This window comes from Actinokineospora sp. NPDC051303 (genome assembly GCF_055586285.1).
In genome coordinates, this window is the sequence record NZ_JBVJIN010000014.1 from 84,862 (window position 1) to 104,208 (window position 19,347).

Sequence of the window (19,347 nt, forward strand, 5' to 3'; positions counted from 1 at the left end):
CACCTGTGGTTTGCTCCTCGACCATCGAACCTCTGAGCTCATCACACCCACCCTCCGTGCCGTTAAAAACCATCTCCCCACATAATGCTTCCATTCTTGAAAGGCTTGAGCGCGTAATGGAAGTCATCACGAAAAACGCCGACCGGGACCGGGGTGCGGACTGGAGGCGCGACCAGGCTGTCACCGCCTGCTGCCTGGCCGCCGCCGCGCTAGGCGACCCAGACCTCGCAGGCGAGGTCAAGGGCCGAAGGCTGATGAACTGCCTTGGCGTGCTGGCGGCCACGCACGCCGTCGGCAGCGCCCCTTCGATGGCGCGTTTCCGGGCTGGACTACGCGAACCGCTGGGCGGCCTGCTGCCCGACGACGTGCGCACCGCCGCGCTAGCGGACCTGGTGTTGCTCGACGAGGAAGGCCACCTCACCGACGAGGCCGAGGACCTGTGCCGAGAGTTTCGGATTCCTTCCGCCGCCCTGGAAGAGCACTGGCCCTGGGACCGGGTGACCATCGAGCAGAGGGAGAGGCAGGTTTACGACCTGCTGCGCCGTCTCCCGGCCGTGGACTACCGACGTCTGCGCGCATACCTCATCGAGCGACCAGTCGGAGACCTGCGGACACTCCGACAGGACTGGGGAATCATGCTGCCGGAGTTCTACGAGCCGGTCATCGACTGGCCAAGGCGACAGATGAACGGCTTCTTCTTCGCCTGTCCGGAATGCGGGTGGCCGATGCGTGTGCTCGACACGGGCGACCTGACGGAGATCCGCTGCGAGGCGCATGCCCGACACGGAGTGGTTTATTCCTGCACGCCCGGTGCTGGCGGTGACGCACCCTCTGTGCCGCGTCGCGTCGGCAAGAAGGCGAAAGCGGTGGCGGGCCAACCCGCGACCAGGGAGATGCTGGCCGTGTCCCGGGTCGTCTGGCGGTACGTGACCTTGCCCGGCCTGATGGAGATCGAGTTGCGTGATTACGCCGCCACACTGCGGGCGGAGGTAGAGATGTGGCCGCACCAGGACCGGTACGACCTGCGGATCGCGCTCAACGGGCAGGTGTGGCGATTGGACGCCAAAGCGTGGGCGTCGCCACTGGCGCTCGGCGAGGCGCTGTTCGGCACCACTCCCGCCGCGCCGGGTCTGATCATCGTCATACCGGACCACCAGCGGTCGAGCCTGACATTGCTACGGACCATGCTCAAGGACTCCGGCTACCAGGTCGACACGGTCCTGGGCGTCAAGAAGAAGCTCGCCAAGGCCGCGGCGGTGCCGGTGTGAGCGGCACTCCCAGCGGACTCGCGTTCCAGATCGCCTGCGCCCTGGCCGAGGAGTTCTTCGGATTCCCCGACCCCGATGGCCGCACGGAGGTACCCCTCGAATCCGCAGCGCTGGTGGCAGCGGGGCGGATCGACCTATGGCGGGACTGGCCCAAACAGTCAGCGGAGACACGGCGACTGGTGGGCAGGTTCCTGCGGGTGCGGCCCAATGAAATCGGCTCGCACCGCCGGTTCAGGGATATGGCCCGGGCGCTGCGCTCGACCCCCGAGGGCCCCTACGAACTCCCGGACGGCGTTCCCGACAACGAGGTCAGGGTAGTCGTCGCCCGGCACGGACAACAGCCACTGGATCTCGTGGAGCGACTGCTGGAGGAAGCCGAGAGGCAGTACGCGCAGGGCAGGCGACCACAGCCGGTCGCGGGACCCGGGCGCTGGCGCTTCGGCTGGCGGGGTGAGTCCATAGTGGAGCTTTCGGTGAGGGTAAAGGACACGGTCGTCGCCCCGGTCCGGCTCGACACCACCCCCTCGATGGAGGACGTAAAGGTCACCCGTGACGCGTTGGAAGGGTTGGCCAGGGAGATCGCCCTCGGCCGGGGCGAACATCCGTGGCAGCGCGACATCCTGGCCAAACTGTTCGCCGGGCTGCGGGGCAACGAGGACGTCCCGGTGGAGGAACTCGTGCTCAGGGCGGGTGGGATCCGCCTGCTCAACGCGCCCACTGGGGTCGGCAAGTCCGTTCTCATCAGGCTTCTCGCCATTCACCTGGCCCAGGCTGGCGTCCCGGTCGGGATCGTCGTCGGTCGGGTGGACGAGGCCGCGGAGACCACCGAGAAGATCACCGAAGACCTGCGGGTGCTGAACCCGGCGCTGCGGTGTGCCACGCTGGTCTCGCCGCGTCGGCTCGCCGAGAAGGCAGCCCAGGCGGCCGACGATGGACGGTGGAGCCGGTTCGACACCTTCGGGTACGGGTGCGCCCTCGCCGCGTCGGTGGTCGACGGACCCCAACCGGTCCCCAGGGACGAGCCCTGCACCGCGTTGCGACCGCTGGTGGAGTCCGTCGGCCACAAGCGCAGGGCCGCCCCCCGGCACGCCTGCCCGCACCTGGGGGTGTGCGACCGGCACCGGAGTCTGCGCGACGCGGCCGCCGCCAACATCGTGGTCACCAACCATCACAACCTCGTGCACGGGACCATCCCGGTTCCGGTCCGCGTCGACGGCGTCGAACTGAACCGCCTGTCGGCGCAGGAGTTCCTGTTGCGCAAGTGCGCGGTGCTGCTGATCGATGAGGTGGACCACCTGCAGAGCGGGATGTTCGACACCGGGGCCAGGCAGCTCGCGCTCGCGTCCAGCGGGACGGCGGTCGAACTGCCCCTGATCCAGCTGGACGCCGAACGGAGCATGCTGCTGCCCGCGGAGGACCGCGACGTCGTGCCGCCCCTCACCCGCACTCGGTTCCTGGCCGATCAGTTCCTCAACTATGTGCTGGAAGGCGACGTGTGGTTGACCGACGCCCGTCCGGAGTCCACTGGCAGGCGCGGACTTCCCGACGACAGGGCCGAGTCGGGGTGGCACCTGCCGGGCTCCCGCGACGAACTGGTGCTCAAGCACCTGTTCGGGATCGACGACGTCCAAGCCGAGCCGGTGCCCGACGCGGTCTACGAGAAGTTCAACTGGCTCTTCCCGGACAGCCGAGGCGCCCAGATTCCGCAGCTGCCCGAGTGGCTGCGCGGGGTAGCCGATCAGCTGACCCTCGCGGTGAGCAACGACAACGGCCAGGACCACATCCGGGAGATCCGGCACCGGCTCCACGAGCTCGTGGCCGAGCGGGTCGAGGACGAGGACGACCGCCGCGAGGTGGTCAACGTGCTGCTTGTGCGCACTTGGCTGGGTGCCCTGCACCAGGCGCTGACCAGGCTCACCTACGCGGTCGCCGCACCGGGCGTCGAGATGCCCGCCGCCCGCGCACTCGCCGAGCAGCTGGGGACCGTGGCCCAGCACCAGGCCATCCCGCACGGCCCACTCGGCTACCTGCTGTTCGGATTCCGGGTGGACCGGGTCGACGACCCCCGACCGGGCGGGAAGCTGTCGGTGCAGGCTGTCGGCGGCGACCCCCACACGACCATCGCCCAACTGGGAGGCACGGTCGCACTGGCCGCGGCGGGAGTGGAACGGGTGGTGCTGGGGCTGTCGGCGACCGCCTACTTCCCCGGCGCGGCCCGCGAGCACGTCCGCGCGGGCATCACCTACTCGATGACCGACGCCGACCGAGACGCCTTCACCACGCTCGCCGGTGAGGCGCAGGACGAGCAGTCGCAGACGACGATCCGCATCGGCGGCCGATCCGAGTCCGGCAAGACCCTGGCCATCCGCGACCTCGGCGCGCGGCTGTGGGACCAGCATCTCGACGCCCACCTGCGCGACCTCGCGGACAAAGACGAAGACCGCGAGCGCTGCATGCTGGTCGGCAACTCCTACCGCCACGCCACCCTGCTCGCCGCCGGGATCGCGAGCCGGTGCGCCGACCCCGGCTGGGTCGCCGTCGTCGTCCCCCGCACCGGACCACCGCCGTCGGTCGTGCTGCCCGAGAAGGTGGTCACCCTGACCGTTGACGAGCTGGAGTCGTTGCCGCGCAAGCACAAGCGCGTCAAGGTCTGCGTCGCGCCGCTAAGCCTGGTCGCCCGCGGGTTGAACATCCTCGTGCCCGGCGACCAGCGTTCCGCGCTTGCCTCGGTGTGGGTGTGCGTGCGTCCGCCGACCAGCGTCACCGAGTCCGCCGAGCTGTTCGCCAGCGTGAACGCGCACGCGCTCGGCTCGGACGAGTCGTCCGTCGACCCGGTGGGGATGTGGACCACGCAGCGCACGCGCGCGTTCCGCCGCCTGTTCCACATCCTTACCAGCGACCCGCGGTTCAGCAGGCTCAGCAGGGAACTCAAGGCCGAGGCTGTCGCCGGGATGCTCGTCGACATGATCCAGCTGGCGGGTCGGGCCCGGCGCGGCGGCACCCCGGTCAAGTTGTACCTAGTGGACGGGGCCTTCCACGATCCGAAGCACGGCACCGACATTCCGGGCCTGCTCCGCTACTACTTCGCGAACCTCTCGCCCTCCCAGCGACAAGGTCTGGCCCGCGTCTACGGCACGACCCTCACGTCCTGGTTGGACTTCGCGGGCATCGACAAGGAGACCCTGTGACTACCGGCGACCAGGAATTGGCGCTGCTGGCATATCCGCTGACCGGCGTGCTGCACGGCATTGCCCACCTACACCGGCTGCCCGAGGAGACCGGGCGCGCGTGGGAACGCGTGCGAAGCCGGTTCCGGGAGCGGGTGCGCTACAACGTCAACCTCCCGTACTCGGGTCTGGCGACCGCGTTGCGCGCCTACAGCGGCGCCAGCGTGAACCTGTTCCCCACCAGCAAGAGCCGGGCGCCGGAGTTCCTGGTTTCCAGCAGCCGTCTGGACCCCCGTGACCTCCGTGACGCCGTCGTGCTCTGGGAACAGGCGCTGGACAATGTGCCAGCCGGTGACATCGACTTCGGCTACCCCAGCGAGCTTGCCGATCTCGTCGCGGACAGTGTGGCCGAGGAAGTGGCGCTGGCGGACCAGGTACGCCTCCTCGGCGACCAGCCGGACGCGCCGAACTGGGTGTACGAAGCCGCGACATGGGAGGCGGCCCGCCTGCTGTCAGGAGCGGTCTGGCGAGTCGACGGCCGCGATGTGCGTCTGCGGGCCGACACCGACGGGAACCTGCTGGTGTGGGACTCCGGCACCCTGTGGTCGTCGCCGTGGAAGGACGGCGTCGTCAACTACGCCGCGCTCCGGGTCCGGCTGCTGATGAAGACGATGCCCGGGGTGCGGACCCCGGTTCTAGTGCTTGACCCCGGTGTGTCCCGGTTGAGCTGGGAACTGCGGGGCGCGCGCAGTGCCTGGCTGGCTCCGCGGCACGACGACGACCCGTTGCTGTGTCTCGCGGTGGAGGGCAGGCTGAATAGCAGGATTGAAAAGACGAGCATGGCCGCATTGACGGTCGCGCACGGGCTTCGCGGGGAGAGGCTTCTCGATGAGGGAGATCTCGACTTGTCGGGGCCACCCGGGCGGTTGCGGGCACTCGTGCGCAAGTCCGTGCGGTTTCCGATCGGTCGCGGAGTGGGCATGCACACGGTGCGCGAGTTGGCGAAACACGCCGCCGCTGTGCTTGGGGAGCAGAATATGAGCGCCCGCCGGGTTAGCCACCGGTTCTCGGCGCAGGCCCGCCGGAAGATCGACAAAGGCCGTGATGTCGACCTACTCGATGAGGGCGGTCTCCCCTCGGTCGTCAAAGCGTCCGGCGCGGAGCGGCTGCGGCTCCTGGTCCTCTACAGCACCCAAAGCACCCGCGCCCGGGTGCAGCGGTTGCTGGCCTACCACTTCTCCCGCGACGACCTTGTCGACGGCATTCCTGAGGACACCCTTGTCGGGGTGCACTCCCATGTGGAGGTCGCGTTCCACCACGCCTCCGGGTTCCTGGCCCACGGCGACCGGCAGGGGCGCGGCGGGGTGCCCGAAGCGCTGCGCAAGCACGAGGTGCCGGACGGCACGCGGGTGCTGGCCCTGTGCGAGACCGAATACGACGGCAAGAAACGGGATGACGACGCGAAGCCCGACGTCAGCCGCCTGCTCGCCGGGCGTGGTGTCCTCGCCCAGTTCCTGGTGGCGGCGGCGCAGGATGAGGACCCGGCCAAGGACTACGCGGGCCACGGTGCCCTAGCCGACCTCTTCCGGATGGCGGGTCTCATCCATCCTAAGCTGACCGAGGCGCTTTTGTTCACCCGCCCTGATGCCGAGGAGCCGGTCGCGTACGTCGGTCTCCACGTGCGCGTCCAACGCGGGGAGATGTGGCGGACCGGCGCGCCGAAGTTGAGCTGGGCCCTGGTCGCCATGATCCCCGACGGCAACCACTGGCGGACTCTCGCGTACCAGGCCGACGAGCAGTCGATGACCGGCCTCGGACCCGGCTGGCATGACTACTTCGCGGTGAACGCCTCGTTCCGCGCGACCCGGCTGTCCGAGGGGAAGCGTCAGGACGCGGCCTTGGTCGCGGCCATCGACACCGCTCTCGGCGTCCTGGGTCCGAACCTCACCCCCGGCATGGGTTACGTGCTGATGTCCTCCGGGGACAGTTCCAGATCCCTGTGGCCGTTGTTGGCCAACAAAAACCTGGACCGCGCTCCGGACGCGGCGGGCCGGGTCGACGGCCGTCCGGCTCTGCCGGGCTGGACTCTTGAACCATGCCACCGCCCCCTCGCGGTAGTCCGGGTGACGTCAGGATCCCGCGACCTGCCCCGCCCGGTCGAAGTGCGCGACGCGGCCGGACGCGCCACCGCGGCCACGACCAGCGCCCTGTTCCGGCTCAACGGATCCGCGAATACCTGGATCTTGTCCAATATCCCGCGCCAGTGGAGCGGGGAGAAACGGACCAGGCGCCTGGGCGATAAGCACGGCCGGTGGTCGGCGGACTCACAGATGGGCAGGCACACCTGGTATGCCCACACCACAACCGAGATCCTGGTCGTCGGCACGGAAACCGACCCGGAACGACACGCCGTCGCCGCAGCCCGCCTGTGCCAACACGCGGTCTCCTGGGACGGCAGGACCAGCTACCCCGCCCCCGTGCACCTGGCCGCCCTAATGGATTACGACCATCCCCAGTACCGCCGCACAATCGACTGGGACAACGAGACCGACTACGAGGAAAACGGAAGCCAGTGACACCGCGGGGACATAGGCCACCACGATGGATACAGGGACTCCATGCCGAGTGAACACTTGGAGGCTCAGACTCGCCGATGAACCGGTTGCGATCGGCTACTCCAGCATCCGAACTGGGTCCACCAACTGATCCCACCGCGCCGCTGTCACTGCCCGGAAGAGTTCCAACAACCAAATACCGCTGCCTGAATGACAAGGCTTCCTGCCAGCATTTCATACCACCCAACCAGCCGCCGACGAGCGAAAGAAGACGATCAGTGTCCAGGTGCCGCTAAAGGAAGCGCGCGGCATGCCCAAGAACTACGGCAAGGCGACAACCGAGACAAGGCGCCCTCCGTCGCACTGCCGTTGCGGCAACGCTGCGATTGCCGCGCGTAAGGGTCGAACGAAGACCTGGCGAGCACGCCCTCTCAACGGCTCTTGGGGGAGCTATGTGTGGGTGCGTCCGGGTAGGTCGGTGCCGTGGCCCACTGAGGGCGAGGAGTGCGAGCGTTATGAGGCGTAAGGTGTTTGCAGCCGTAGGCGAGTCGGATGAGTAGTCGAATTTTGGTATTGGTTAATTCGGTCAGGGCGTTGGACAGGTTGTGGCAGAGGGTAACGTGGATCTTTGGGAGTCGGGGCCGACCGACTCGACCACGCCGACCTATTCGTGGCGAAGCAGTGCGGATAGCGGGCACGCCCGTCGCGCAGATACGGGGACGTGACGTGCAGGAGTTCGAGATCAGTGCCGCACAAACCCACGAAGCACACGCGGACCAGCACGTCGCCTGTGTTCGTCTCGGGTGTCGGAACCTCGATGGTCCTGACTGAGCTCGGGCCGTCGATAAGGGCGGCGCGCATGTCATCCCCCGCCTCGGCGAACGAGACCGCGGTCGTAGTCGCCGCGGACGGCTTTCCGGCACGCTGTGCCAGGGCCAGCAGCCCGACGGCGCCCGCCGCGAGCACGGTGCCGATGACGGGCAGGGAACCCACGCCCGCACCCGCTCCCAGCGCGATCGAACCGATCCAAGCGCCTGCCGCGTTGGCCAACTGGAAGCCCGCGATGTTGACGGTGGCAGCCAGATGCGGCGCCTCGGCGGCCGCAGAGATCAGCTTCGAGGCCAGCGGCGGGATGATCGAGAACCCGGCCGCGCCGAGCACGAACATCCAGACCATGGAGAACACCTCGCTGGTCCCGACCAGCAGCAGCGCCACCAGCGCCGCGGCCAAGGCGGTCAACGTCACGTAGAGCGTCTTGTCCAGGTCGTGGTCGGCGAACTTCCCACCGAGCTGGTTGCCGACGATGGCGCCGATACCGAAGACGAACTGCGCCACCGTCACCTGGTTCTCCGACAGGTGGCGGAGCTGTGCCAGGTACGGCGCCACGAAGGTGAAGAACACGAACAACGCGGCCTGGCCGAGCGCGGTGAGACCCAGCGCCCACAGCACCGGGCCGCGAGCGAACACCTTGATCTCAGAGGAGATCCGGCCTGCCATGTGTTCCGGCGCCTTCCGGGTGACAACCACCAGCGCGACCGTCACCACGGTCTGGAGGACAGCGACGGCGACGAAGGAGGCCCGCCAGCCGAGCTGGTGCCCGACGAAGGTCCCCAGCGGCACGCCGAGGACAGTCGCCAGGTTCAGCCCAAGGGCGACCCGGGCGATGGCGCGCCCCTGGAACTCGGGCTCAACCAGTGTGGTCGCCAGCACCAGGCACAGCGCGAAGAACGTGTCGTGCGGCAGGGCGGTCAGCACGCGGGCGACGATCAGGACGGCGAAGTTCGGTGCGAGCGCGGTGGCGATGTTTCCGAGTACAAACAACGCCACCGAGCCGATGATCAGCGGAGTGCGGCGCACCGAGGAGGTGACCACGGTCATCAGCGGACCGCCAATCATGACGGTGACGGCGTAGACGGTGACCAGCAGTCCGGCGGTGCCGTCGGTCACCCCCATGTCGCGCGACACCTCAGGCAGCACACCGGCGATGAGATACTCGACAATGCCGACGCCGAACACGGCGAGAATCATGCAGAAAATTGCCCGGTTGGCCGAAACCGTGGCCCCGGTGTTCTGCTGGGAGTGGATCTGGGTCAACATGACCCTCCGTTCAACGACGTGGGCTGTTGATTCAGGTGGAGACGGCGCAGATCAGGTCGGTGGCTTGGACGACGGCGCTTCCCCAGGTGAAGCCGCCGCCGATGCCCACGAGCACGAAGAGGTAGCCGGGCTCGATCTCCCCGGAGGAGGCCAGGAAATCGAGTCCCAAAAGTGGATCGGCCGCTCCGGTGTGGCCGATGTCGCGACCGAAGTCGGCGATCGTCTGACCACGGTGGATCTTCAACGGCGCGTAGCACTGCTTGTGCTGCAATGCGTCGCCTAAGTACGGTGGACGTCAACACCATGTCGATCGCGACCGCCTCGCCGTGCGACAACGTGGGCAGCGCCTCCATTTCGGGCGTCGGCGAGAAGGTGTGCCCGTAGTCGAGGCACCGCTCCAACTTGCTTTCCCAAAGATTGGAGTGGAGTTCCTCCAACATTCAGCACCCTGCCGCCGATCACGATGACTGGCTCCCGGCGGCGATCAATGCCAAAATTGTTCATCGCGTCGACTACGGTATGCACCGATGCCCAGTCCTTCACCGATTCATCGGCGGGCATGGCCACGAGCGATGCCCTGATCCCGTTGCGCGCGAACCACTGCCGAATGCGCGCGCCATGCAGACGGTCCACAGTGGCGTCGATGATGACTAGGCGACGTTCTCCTGTTCACAGCCGGGCGCCGCTGTCGACATCAAGCTGCGTGTTCTCCGGCGCGAAGATGTCGCGAGTCGCAATGACCTGGTAACTGACTTGCTTTACCGCTTCGACCGTCCACTCGGAACCAGTGGATCTGACGTGTGTAAGCCCCAGTTTTAGCGTGCACCACTACGCGTTTGAATCCCCCTAGAAAGTGGCCCGTCATCGCGCGGCCCCGGCCGTCGAGCAGGAGGAGGGGCAGTGACTGGAGTACCCGGTCAAGGACGCAGGTTCGAGCTGGACCGGGCACTGGATGTCGCCATGGCGCAGTTCTGGCAGCACGGCTACGAGGGAACGACGATCTCCGTGCTCACCAAAGAGATCAGCATCGAGCCGCCGAGTCTGTATGCGGCGTTCGGTGACAAACGGCGACTGTTCAAAAAGGTCGTCCAGCACTACCTCCAAGGGCCCGGTGGCTGGATGCAGCAGGTGCTGTCTGAGGCGGATTCCGCACCGATGCTGGTCTGCCGCCTGCTATACGGCGCCGCGGTGCACTACACAGATTCCGCGCATCCCCGCGGTTGTCTGGTGATCACCGCGGCCAGCTGTCTGACCAGTGCCAACCAAGCCATCGGCGACGAGTTGCGGGAGCACCGCAATCGCAATGTCGCCGTGCTCACCGAACGGCTGGCGGATCATCGGCGCCAAGCCGATCTGCCCGGTGATCTCGACCCGCGTGCCGCGGCCGAGTTTCTCGCCGTCTCCATGCAGGGCATGTCCACGCGCGCCCGGGACGGCGCCAGCGCCGACCATCTGATGGACGCCGCCGATCTCGCTTGCCGCGCACTAGGCGTGGAACCGCAGCGGGAAGCCGCGCCTTCTGTGAAACCGTGACGGACCCTGACGCTCCGCTCCCGCGAGCTGGGACGCCTATCGGCGGGACCATTGACCATGCCCGCGAGACAAGCCCCAGTCCTTCACTGGCGCCGGCGGGGAGAGCAGTCCAATCCGCCTTCTAGTGGTTCTCTGAGCTTAAAGCTCTGCGAGAGGTCCGCCCCGGTCCGGTGAAATCCGGTCAGCGTCCTGCGGGACGGCCCTCCGGATCGACCATCTTGATGGCGCCGCCCTGCTCTCGCAGGACGACGTCCGCACGGTACTCACCTTCCGCGAGCGCGGCGACCTGTCCAAGGCTTACCATTCGCACGATTTCGTCGTGACGTTGGAAAATGAGGAGATTGCCGTCCTGGATGTAGTCGCCGTTGTAGGTGCCGTCGCCAGTGATCTCGACTGGGCGACCCAGCTCTTTCTCGATCAGGTCGCCGGTCACGGGTCCGAAGAGGACATGCACTGAGGTCCAGTCGCCGGGGGCCAGCTCCATGAGCGGTCGCGAGCCGCCGGTTCGGGCCAGTTCTACGACCGCGGTCTCAAGGTCCACGTCGAATTCCACTGTCACTCCCGAGGTGTTCGCGCCGCATCCCGCCAGTAGTGCGAGCAGTGCGAGCAGGGGCAATATCAAGCGCATGTCAGTACTGGTCCGGTTTCGCCGACGGTTTGCCAGGATCGCGGTCGTCGCCGCGCCCGGGATTGTCGGTCGGCCAAGGGTTGCTCTTGGTGTCGCGAGTCTCGCCGGGGTTCACCTCGTTGGAGGGCACCAGGGTGTCGTTGCCGTCGATGACCACCATTTTGCCGTCCTTGACCGCCTTTTCGACCAAAGACGCCAACTCCTCGGGACTCGCGTCGGGGTTGGCCCGCGCGATCTCGCGCCCCACCTGGTTGTTGTGCAGATCCATGCCCACCGGGACGTGGTGGCTGGTCGGGTTCCGCTCGTGCGCGGTGGCGAACTCGCTCGCCCACTGCTCGCCGTACCTCTGTGTCATCAGCGCGTTCCAGTACGCGTGCCGGAAGGCGTCCGCGTGCCCGTCGGTCAGGCCCTGGCCCTCGAACTTGCCCTTCGCGACATGCAACGCGTCCTGCCGGATGTCGCCGAACTCCTTGAGCCCCATGAGCCCCTTGCGCGCCTGCAGGTCATCGAGCATCGCCGCCTCGGTCACCGTGAGCCGTTCCTGGGGGATGCCTCTCCTTTCCGCGATCCACTTCGCGAGACCGGTAGGCCACATGGTCGTTTCGTCGGTCTTGACCTGGTACTTGGCCAGCAGATCACGATGTCGCTGCTCATCGACGATGCGGTCTTCGCCCGCGTCCGCCGCCGCGGCCAGCGTCGTGGCTCCCGCGTCGTTGATCTCACCGGAGAGAATGCGCTGGAGCACGGAGTTCAACTCGGTGTCGATCGTGGCTGCTTGGGCCACGATGCCCTGCACCTCCGCTTGCAGGGAGATGAAGGTGAAGATGTCGCCCGCGCCCGCGGTTTCGACTACCTCTCCGTTATCGATTCGATAGCCATTCCGGGCAGCGTGGTCCTCGATCGCCTCGATGCCGCGAATCAGGTCCCGCACCGACTGCTCGGTGTCGTCAATGACCTTCACCGAGGCGGCCAACCGGGCGGCGAGGTCCTCCAGCGCTTGGCGACGAACACGCAGATCATTCTCCGCGGCGACCGCCGCATCCCCGGTCCACTCAGTGGGCTTGGCTCCGTCCAGCTCATCCTGCAAGCCGACAACCACCTTGCTCTGCGCGGAAAGGTGGTCACCGACCTGAGCGATCAGGTCCGGCTGCCACTGCCTGATCTCCGACCACGTCGCCATCAGCGGCCCATCCTGCCGAAATCCTGCGCGGTGGCATCATCTCGCGCCTGGTAATCATCGGCGGTCGAGTTCAACGTGGTCGCGTAGGAGCTCATGCCGTCGGCCCACGTCTTAGCGGCAGCGTCCCAGTGCGGGCCAAGCTGACCGGCGGTTCCAGCGGACTCCGTCCCCGGCAGCGCCGAGGCAAGCTCCGCCACCCGCCCCAACTTCAGTTCACGCACGACATCCGCGGCCTGCCGCGCAGCCCCAGCCGCGGCACGCAATGCCCCAGGATCGACCCCGAACCCCGTCATCGTCCACCTCCCCGCCTACCGACAGTACCAGCGACACCGCAGACTGTGATTGACATGACGGAACTTCGCGTCGATCCGCGAACCCCACCGAAGTTCACCATGGCGGATCTCGGCAACCGGATGCCGACGGACCATCGAGTCGCCGGGCAGCAGGTCAGCCTGACCAACCCGCGCCGACGCCGAATGCCGTGTATTCGCGCTGGAACTCGATTACTGCCGCCGCAAGGACGCATTGGCCAAACCCGAACAGCGGAAACCGCGCCATGATCAGCCACGCGCCGAGTCGTTTCAGTCGCGACCAAGGTCTCGGGATGCCCGGTCGTGACCTCACCGCCCACGCCACAGTCAGGAGCCGGAATCAGTATGACCGCCCCCATCTCCGGTCGCACTGGTTCCACCGAACGAAAGCACCGGCACCCGATAAAGCAGCAGTTCCGCCAATTCCCACACGCCCGCCACCTCAGTCAATGCCGCGAAGTCGCCCTTCGCGATGTCCAGCGTGGCGACGGTCACGTCGAATCCCTCGCTGATCATGGCCGCGAAACAGCGCAGCGCCGTGCCGGAGTTCTCCGGCCCCAACGGCATCACGACAGCGGACTCCAAACCTTTGGCGATCCCCTCGGCCATTTCTTCAGGCCAGGGCCACCATGCCGTGGCGCTGAACCCCTGCGCACTCGCCTTTTCGCATAACTGAACGAACTGCCGCCGTGGCACCAGCTTGACCTGCCCAGGAACCCGTAAACCTAGCAAGCCATCACGTTCGACAGGCGCGCTTGGCCGATGAAAGAATCTTTTTATGAGTGAAGTCGTCAGCGTCAACACCTCGGTAGGTTAGCAAATCAACCGACCGCCGGTGCGTGGTGCCTTGCACTCCTCGGTCAGACACGAAAGGGAACGTCATTCTGGCGTTCCGGAACTCCGCAAACAAAACATTGACGGACAGCAAGAAGCTCACGTCAGCGGCGTTCCCGCAGGTCGCGCTGGTGATTTCTCGCCATCATCGTCGGCGCGACTGTGCTGGCGGAAACGTGCCAGACCACGTCCCGGGCGGGTGGTGAACTGGGTTCTGTCCCCCGCAGCGACCGCAAGAAGGGTGAAGCCATGTCCTCAGTCACGACCACCACTCCTCAGGTTTCGGCGGCGCCGGGGTCGCCGTTGGTTGGTTGGTTCGCGGTGGTGTCGGTGATGTTGGGGATTTTCTCGATCGTGACCACTGAGATTTTGCCGACTGGCCTCTTGTTGCCTATTGGTGACACGTTCGGCATCTCGGAGGGCACCGCGGGTTTGATGATGTTCCTGCCTGGCGTTCTGGCTGCGGTCGCGGCGCCCGTGGTGACCGTGGCGACGGGGCGGGTGGACCGCAGGCGGATGCTGTGCCTGTTGATGGTCGTGCTCGCGGTGGCCGACTTCCTGGCCGCCGCAGCGCCCGGTTATTGGGTGATGTTGGTGTCCCGGGTGCTCGTCGGGTTCGTCATCGGCGCGTTCTGGTCGATCGGCGCCGGGCTGGCCGCACGACTGGTTGCCCCCGAGCACGTCGGCCGCGCGACCGCGGTCATCTTCTCCGCCGTCCCGCTCGGCTCGGTCCTGGGCGTGCCCGCGGGCACGCTGATCGGGGACGTGTGGGACTGGCGGGCGGCATTCGTCGCCATGGGCCTGCTGACCGTCGGTGTCGTCGCCGCGCTGCTGGCGTTCGTGCCCTCGTTGCCGCCGGAGACCCCGACCAGGCTGTCGGTGCTGCGTGAGGTGCTGCGTGTGCCCGAGGCGAGGGTCGGTTTGGTCGTCACGTTCCTCATCGTCATGGCGCATTTCGGCGCCTACACCTATGTGACCCCGTTTTTGGAGCAGGTCACCGGGTCCAGTTCCGGGGCCATCACCGTGTACCTGCTGGTCTACGGCGCCGCCGGGATTGTCGGCAACTTCGTCGTGGAGACTCGTGTCGGCCGCGCGACCCGGGTGACGTTCATGACCGTCGCGGCGATGCTCGCCGCGGCCACCTTGTTGCTGCCTTTGCTCGGGGTGACGGCGGTGGGCGCGGTGGCGCTGCTGATCGTGTGGGGCCTGGCCTACGGCGCGGTCCCGGTCTGCTCGCAGACCTGGTTCGTCAAGGCGGCCCCGGACGCGCCCGAGGACGCGTCGGTCCTGTTCACCTCGTCGTTCCAGGCCACGATCTCGGTCGGGGCGCTGCTGGGCGGCCTCGTCGTCGATGCCACATCACCGTCGGTGGTCATGGTCCTCGCAGGCTGCGCCGCGGTCCTGATGGTGCTGACCGTGGCCCTGTTCAGCAAACCGGGCAAGCTCACCTGAACCGCTGCCCACCCCCAGACAAGAGCGAACGTTCAGCGGTCGCGCAGTTCGAGTTCGCGGGTTATGGACAGGGCCGCGTCGCGGACGGCGCGCTCGACGGCGGGCACTTCGGCGCGCGGGATTCGGGCGGCCAAGGCGGCGATGCTGACCGCAGCGCACACGCCGCCGGTGCTGTCGCGGATGGGGGCGGCGACGCCGAGGATGTGCTCGTCCAGTTCGCCGTGGGAGAGGGCGACGCCGCGCTTGCGGATCTGGGCGAGGCGGGCGCGCAGCCGATCGGGGTCAGTCAGGGTTCGGGCGGTGAAGCGCTCCAGTGGGGCCTGGTCGAGGACGGCGGTGACCTCGTCCGGGTGGGCCCACGCCAGGAGGACCTCCGCGGCGGCGCCCGCGTTGATGGGCAGCACGTGGCCCCGTTCGTAGGACAGCCGGACGGCGTGCCGCGCTTCGACCAGGTCCAGGCACACCACCGACCGGCCGGACCGCCGGGTGAGCAGCACCGTCTCGTCGATCTGGGCGCCCAGTTCCCGCATCACCGGCAGCGCGATCTCGGACAGGCCCAAGCCCGCTCTGGCCGACCGGGCTAGCTCGAAGATCCGCGGTCCGAGCCGGAATCCGCCCGCGGTCTCCTCGATGAATCCCATTCGGACGAGGCTCTGGATGTAGCGGTAGCCGGTGGAGCGCGCCACGCCGAGTTCCGCGGCGATTTCCGTGCCGGACCACACGGGCTTGCCGGTCGCGTAGAGCAGCAGGATGTCCAGCGCGCGGTCGGCGGTCGAGTTGCGGTCACGGTAGGTGCTGGCGTCGCGCCCTCGTCCGGTCATGCCCACACCATAGGCCGTTCCGCTGTCCTGAAAATCAGGAATCTGCTGACGAAAGTCAGGACTCTGTGCGTACCGTCAGTGCCAGGACAGGACGGGAGGGCGAGCCATGACGGGTCCCTACGATGTGGTGGTCTGCGGCGCGGGTCCGGTCGGCCTGACAGCGGCGGCGCTGCTGGCGGCCCGGGGTGTCACGGTCGCGGTGCTGGAGCAGCGCTCGGGCACCAGTGACGAGCCCAAGGCGATCAGCGTGGACGACGAGGCGCTGCGCGGGTTCCAGCAGGCCGGGATAGTCGACCGTGTGCTGTCCGTGGTCGCGCCAGGCACCGGCACGCGCTACTACGACAGCCACGGCCGGGTGCTGTTCCACGCCCGCGGCCCGCGCCCGTACCGGATGGGATACCCGTTCAAGAACCCCTTCGCCCAGCCCGATTTGGAGCAAGTGCTGGCGGGCGCGGTGGCGGAGATGCCCACCGCGCGGCTGGCGTTCGACACCCGGGTCACCGGCTTCGACCAGCGGCCAGACGGGGTCGGCGTCCACGCGCTCACCCCGGACGGCGAGATCACCGTCGAGGCCGCCTACGTGCTCGGCTGCGACGGCGGCCGGTCGGCCACCCGGCTGTTGCAAGGCGTCGACATGACCGGCCGCAGCTACGACGACGTCTGGCTGGTCGTGGACACCCTAGACGACCCGCACACCGAGCGGTTCGCCATGCACCACGGCGATCCCGACCGTCCACATGTGATCGTCGCGGGCCTGGACGGGCGCTGCCGCTACGAGTTCCGGCTGTTCGCGGGCGAGGGCGCGGCGGGAGAGCCGCCGCCGTTCGAGCTCATCGAGAAGCTGGTGTCCCGCTACCGGCCGATCACGCCCGCGCAGGTGGAGCGCGCGGTCAGCTACCGCTTCAACGCCGTCGTCGCCGACCAGTGGATGATCGGCCGCTCGTTCCTGCTCGGCGACGCCGCGCACATGATGCCGCCCTTCGCCGGGCAGGGCTTGAACTCCGGCATCCGCGACGCGATCAATCTGAGCTGGAAGGTCGCCGACGTGCTGGCCGGACGGCTGGATCCGGCCGCCCTGTCGAGTTACCAGGACGAACGGCTCCCGCACGCGTTGGCCACGGTGCGCATGTCCGAGCGGCTGGGCAGAGTGGTCATGACGACCAAGCCCGGTCTGGCGCGGGCCCGCGACGCCGCGGTGGCGCGGGCGCTGGGCACCGCGACGGGCCGCGCCTACCTGGAGGAGATGCGCTACCGGCCGCTTCAGCGCTACACCAAGGGTTTGGTCGTCCCGGCGGGAAGCGGGCCGGTCGGCGTCGCGGTCGGGCAGCCGCTGGCCTTCGACGCCACCGACCACGTCGTCCGCGGCCTGGACGACCTGCTGGGGACCGGCTGGGCGCTGCTGGGCGTCGACCTCGGCGACGCAGGCTGCTGGGCGGCGGTCGAGCCGGTGGCCGCCGCGTTGACGGCGGCCACCGTCGAGATTGGACTTGACGACCGCCTGCCGCGCACGCCCCGCCGCCTGCTGTTGGACGTCGACGGCAACCTGGCGCGGGAGTTCGCGGCCTACCGAGGGTCCTTCGTGCTGCTGCGGCCGGATCGCGTCGTCGCGGCAGCCTGGCGGCCAGCGGACAGCGCGACCGTCGTGGGCCAGGTGCTGGCCTGGACGCCCCAGAAGACACTAACCCCAGCCACGCTGAAGGGAAACAGCCCGTGCCTTACGTGACCTACGAACACCGCGACCGGCGACAGGTCGGCGAACTGCGCGACTCGACGGTCATCCCGCTGCGCGGGCTCACCGAGTTGGGCGCCTCGACCACGCCGGACGTGCTCGCTATGGCGCCGCGCGATGAAGCGGGGGCCACCCCAGTCGGCGAGGCGCGGCTGCTGCCGGTGGTGCCCGCGCCCACGAAGGTCTTCTGCGTCGGGCTCAACTACCTCGACCACGTCAGTGAGACCAAACGGGACATTCCCGAGTATCCGGTGCTGTTTCCCAAGTTCGCCGCGTCTCTGCTCGGCCCGTACGACGACATCGTGCTGCCGCCGGAATCCACCCAAGTGGACTATGAGGGCGAGCTCGCCGTGGTGATCGGCCGCCCCGGCCGCCGGATCCCGGAGGCCGACGCGCACCAGCACGTGCTCGGCTACGCGGTGGCCAACGACGTCACCATGCGCGACTATCAGTACAAGACCCACCAGTGGATGCAGGGCAAGGCGTGGGACGCCAGCACCCCGGTCGGCCCGTACCTTGTCGCGCCCACGGAGGTCGATATCGACAGCGCCGGAATCCGCACGGTGCTCAACGGCGAGAAGATGCAGGAGTCCGATCTGGGCAAGCTGATGTTCTCCATTCCCCGGCTGATCGCGGTGATTTCCACGTTCACCGCGCTCACGCCCGGCGACCTGATCCTGACCGGAACCCCGGGCGGGGTCGGCTATCGCCGCGATCCGCAGGTGTTCCTGCGCGACGGTGACGTGATCAGGGTCGAGGTCGACGGCGTCGGGGCGATCGGCAACACCGTCCGCGCGTGCGGCGCCCGATGACCCGCCCACCGGAGCCGAAGATCGACCGGACCGTGACCCTGCACCTGCGCGGCGACTGGGGCGGCGCCAACCTGCATCGGGTGTGCGGCTGGGTGGCGCAGGAACTGGGCGACCGCACCGGGCCGGGCAGCCGGTTCGCCACCTGGAACAGCCGAGGTTTCGTTGACGCCGTCCGCGCGGTGGGGCACGGCGAGGTCGACATCGCGCTGACCACCCCGGCCGCGTTCACCGTGACGGCCTTGGACGGGCGCGGGGTCTACGCGGGCGAGAAGTTCCCCCGGCTGCGTGCGCTCGGCGTCATCCCGCAGCGCGACCGGCTGGTGGTGGCGGTGCACCGGTCGCTGGGCGTCGGCACGTTCGCCGAGTTGCGGGAGCGCGCGCCGCGACTGCGGCTGGCCACTTCGGTCAACGACGGGATCAACCACGTCGGGCTGGCCGCGCACGCCGTCCTGGACCGCGCGGGCGTTGACGTGGTCGGCTGGGGCGGGTGTTTTCTGGAGGACGAGCGGCCCTTCGAGTCGCTCGACCACGTGCTCGCCGGGCGGGCCAATGCCATCATCCACGAGGCGGTGATGCTGCCCGCGTGGCAGCGGTTCGCCGCCGACTACCATTTTCTGCCGGTGGAAGACGCCGTGCTGGACGGACTGGCCGAGGACTACGGCTGGCCTGCCGCGACCGTCGCGGACGGCTACTTCCCCGACACGCCAGGCTTTCGCACGCTGGACTTCTCCGATTTCCTCGTGCTCACCACGGCCGACCTCGCCGAGGACATCGCCTACGCGGTGGCGTGGGTGCTCGGCGAGACCCGCGAAATCCTCGAAGGCCAGTACCGGCACCTGCCGCCGGAACGCAGCCCGGTCACCTACCCGCTGGACCCGGTGGCGATGGGCCGGACGCCGATCCCGCTGCACCCGGGCGCTGCCCGCTACTACCAGGCCCTCCCGAGCGACTGAACGCGCT

Annotated in this window: 15 protein-coding genes and 1 pseudogene; 8 read left to right on the forward strand and 8 right to left on the reverse strand. The window is 68.0% G+C overall.

The genetic code is table 11. The features are described 5' to 3' along the window. Positions 1-116 precede the first annotated feature (116 nt). The 3 genes from ACZ6SD_RS13630 to ACZ6SD_RS13640 are packed head-to-tail and all read left to right on the forward strand — an operon-like array spanning position 117 to position 7,011. Positions 117-1,268 carry a restriction endonuclease-related protein gene (locus tag ACZ6SD_RS13630; protein ID WP_465317250.1) on the forward strand — a complete coding sequence of 384 codons (1,152 nt, stop codon included), beginning with the start codon at positions 117-119 and terminating at the stop codon, positions 1,266-1,268. Then, positions 1,265-4,456 (forward strand): hypothetical protein, encoded by a 3,192-nt coding sequence (locus tag ACZ6SD_RS13635; RefSeq protein WP_465317251.1) that lies wholly within the window; start codon positions 1,265-1,267, stop codon positions 4,454-4,456. Before ACZ6SD_RS13630 ends, ACZ6SD_RS13635 begins: the two co-directional genes overlap by 4 nt. Next, positions 4,453-7,011 (forward strand): RNaseH domain-containing protein, encoded by a 2,559-nt coding sequence (locus tag ACZ6SD_RS13640; RefSeq protein WP_465317252.1) that lies wholly within the window; start codon positions 4,453-4,455, stop codon positions 7,009-7,011. Before ACZ6SD_RS13635 ends, ACZ6SD_RS13640 begins: the two co-directional genes overlap by 4 nt. Before the next feature lie 492 nt (positions 7,012-7,503). On the opposite strand, the gene ACZ6SD_RS13645 is transcribed toward ACZ6SD_RS13640, so the two are convergent. The 3 genes and pseudogenes from ACZ6SD_RS13645 to ACZ6SD_RS13655 form a co-directional block, all read right to left on the reverse strand. Beyond that, the gene (locus ACZ6SD_RS13645; protein WP_465317253.1) at positions 7,504-9,087 is read right to left on the reverse strand and encodes an MFS transporter; all 1,584 of its coding nucleotides are present in this window, start codon (positions 9,085-9,087) and stop codon (positions 7,504-7,506) included. A gap of 31 nt (positions 9,088-9,118) precedes the next feature. After that, on the reverse strand, positions 9,119-9,358 hold the full coding sequence (locus tag ACZ6SD_RS13650) for a 3-oxoacyl-[acyl-carrier-protein] synthase III C-terminal domain-containing protein (RefSeq protein WP_465317254.1): 240 nt from the start codon (positions 9,356-9,358) through the stop codon (positions 9,119-9,121). Between the two features lie 61 nt (positions 9,359-9,419). Next, positions 9,420-9,527, reverse strand: a pseudogene (locus ACZ6SD_RS13655) (hypothetical protein); the annotation flags it as partial. A gap of 520 nt (positions 9,528-10,047) precedes the next feature. Between ACZ6SD_RS13655 and ACZ6SD_RS13660 the strand changes: the two are divergent. After that, positions 10,048-10,620 (forward strand): TetR/AcrR family transcriptional regulator, encoded by a 573-nt coding sequence (locus ACZ6SD_RS13660; protein WP_465317255.1) that lies wholly within the window; start codon positions 10,048-10,050, stop codon positions 10,618-10,620. 181 nt (positions 10,621-10,801) lie between these two features. Here the strand turns inward: ACZ6SD_RS13660 and ACZ6SD_RS13665 are convergent, their stop codons facing one another. The 4 genes from ACZ6SD_RS13665 to ACZ6SD_RS13680 form a co-directional block, all read right to left on the reverse strand. After that, positions 10,802-11,173, reverse strand: a complete 372-nt coding sequence (locus ACZ6SD_RS13665) for a hypothetical protein (protein WP_465317256.1) — start codon at positions 11,171-11,173, stop codon at positions 10,802-10,804. Between the two features lie 76 nt (positions 11,174-11,249). Then, a complete protein-coding gene (locus ACZ6SD_RS13670) occupies positions 11,250-12,428 on the reverse strand; it encodes a DUF6973 domain-containing protein (RefSeq protein ID WP_465317257.1) in 1,179 nt (392 codons plus the stop codon). Beyond that, positions 12,428-12,721: a hypothetical protein gene (locus tag ACZ6SD_RS13675; protein WP_465317258.1), complete on the reverse strand. Its 294-nt coding sequence runs from the start codon at positions 12,719-12,721 to the stop codon at positions 12,428-12,430. Before ACZ6SD_RS13675 ends, ACZ6SD_RS13670 begins: the two co-directional genes overlap by 1 nt. Before the next feature lie 345 nt (positions 12,722-13,066). Then, positions 13,067-13,543: a hypothetical protein gene (locus ACZ6SD_RS13680; RefSeq protein ID WP_465317259.1), complete on the reverse strand. Its 477-nt coding sequence runs from the start codon at positions 13,541-13,543 to the stop codon at positions 13,067-13,069. Between the two features lie 279 nt (positions 13,544-13,822). On the opposite strand from ACZ6SD_RS13680, the gene ACZ6SD_RS13685 reads away from it, so the two are divergent. Beyond that, entirely contained in the window at positions 13,823-15,025 is a 1,203-nt protein-coding gene (locus tag ACZ6SD_RS13685) for an MFS transporter (protein WP_465317260.1), read from the forward strand. 32 nt (positions 15,026-15,057) lie between these two features. Here ACZ6SD_RS13685 and ACZ6SD_RS13690 read toward each other — a convergent pair whose 3' ends face one another. Next, complete coding sequence (locus ACZ6SD_RS13690) at positions 15,058-15,846, reverse strand: IclR family transcriptional regulator (protein WP_465317261.1); 789 nt, start codon at positions 15,844-15,846, stop codon at positions 15,058-15,060. A gap of 106 nt (positions 15,847-15,952) precedes the next feature. Here ACZ6SD_RS13690 and ACZ6SD_RS13695 point away from each other — a divergent pair, with 106 nt between their 5' ends. The 3 genes from ACZ6SD_RS13695 to ACZ6SD_RS13705 are packed head-to-tail and all read left to right on the forward strand — an operon-like array spanning position 15,953 to position 19,340. After that, positions 15,953-17,569, forward strand: coding sequence for an FAD-dependent monooxygenase (locus ACZ6SD_RS13695; RefSeq protein ID WP_465317262.1), 1,617 nt, complete (start codon positions 15,953-15,955; stop codon positions 17,567-17,569). Beyond that, on the forward strand, positions 17,557-18,387 hold the full coding sequence (locus tag ACZ6SD_RS13700; protein WP_465317263.1) for a fumarylacetoacetate hydrolase family protein: 831 nt from the start codon (positions 17,557-17,559) through the stop codon (positions 18,385-18,387). Before ACZ6SD_RS13695 ends, ACZ6SD_RS13700 begins: the two co-directional genes overlap by 13 nt. Continuing rightward, on the forward strand, positions 18,372-19,340 hold the full coding sequence (locus ACZ6SD_RS13705) for a TAXI family TRAP transporter solute-binding subunit (protein WP_465317264.1): 969 nt from the start codon (positions 18,372-18,374) through the stop codon (positions 19,338-19,340). The genes ACZ6SD_RS13700 and ACZ6SD_RS13705 overlap by 16 nt, the downstream gene beginning before the upstream one ends. The last annotated feature ends 7 nt before the right edge of the window (positions 19,341-19,347 follow it).

Excerpts from the sequence above, each read along its gene's own strand:
- ACZ6SD_RS13670 (WP_465317257.1), bottom strand. The coding sequence starts at position 12,428 with ATGGCGACGTGGTCGGAGATCAGGCAGTGGCAGCCGGACCTGATCGCT.
- ACZ6SD_RS13660 (WP_465317255.1), top strand. The coding sequence starts at position 10,048 with ATGGCGCAGTTCTGGCAGCACGGCTACGAGGGAACGACGATCTCCGTG.
- ACZ6SD_RS13695 (WP_465317262.1), top strand. The coding sequence starts at position 15,953 with ATGACGGGTCCCTACGATGTGGTGGTCTGCGGCGCGGGTCCGGTCGGC.
- ACZ6SD_RS13685 (WP_465317260.1), top strand. The coding sequence starts at position 13,823 with ATGTCCTCAGTCACGACCACCACTCCTCAGGTTTCGGCGGCGCCGGGG.
- ACZ6SD_RS13645 (WP_465317253.1), bottom strand. The coding sequence starts at position 9,087 with ATGTTGACCCAGATCCACTCCCAGCAGAACACCGGGGCCACGGTTTCG.
- ACZ6SD_RS13675 (WP_465317258.1), bottom strand. The coding sequence starts at position 12,721 with ATGACGGGGTTCGGGGTCGATCCTGGGGCATTGCGTGCCGCGGCTGGG.
- ACZ6SD_RS13690 (WP_465317261.1), bottom strand. The coding sequence starts at position 15,846 with ATGACCGGACGAGGGCGCGACGCCAGCACCTACCGTGACCGCAACTCG.
- ACZ6SD_RS13630 (WP_465317250.1), top strand. The coding sequence starts at position 117 with ATGGAAGTCATCACGAAAAACGCCGACCGGGACCGGGGTGCGGACTGG.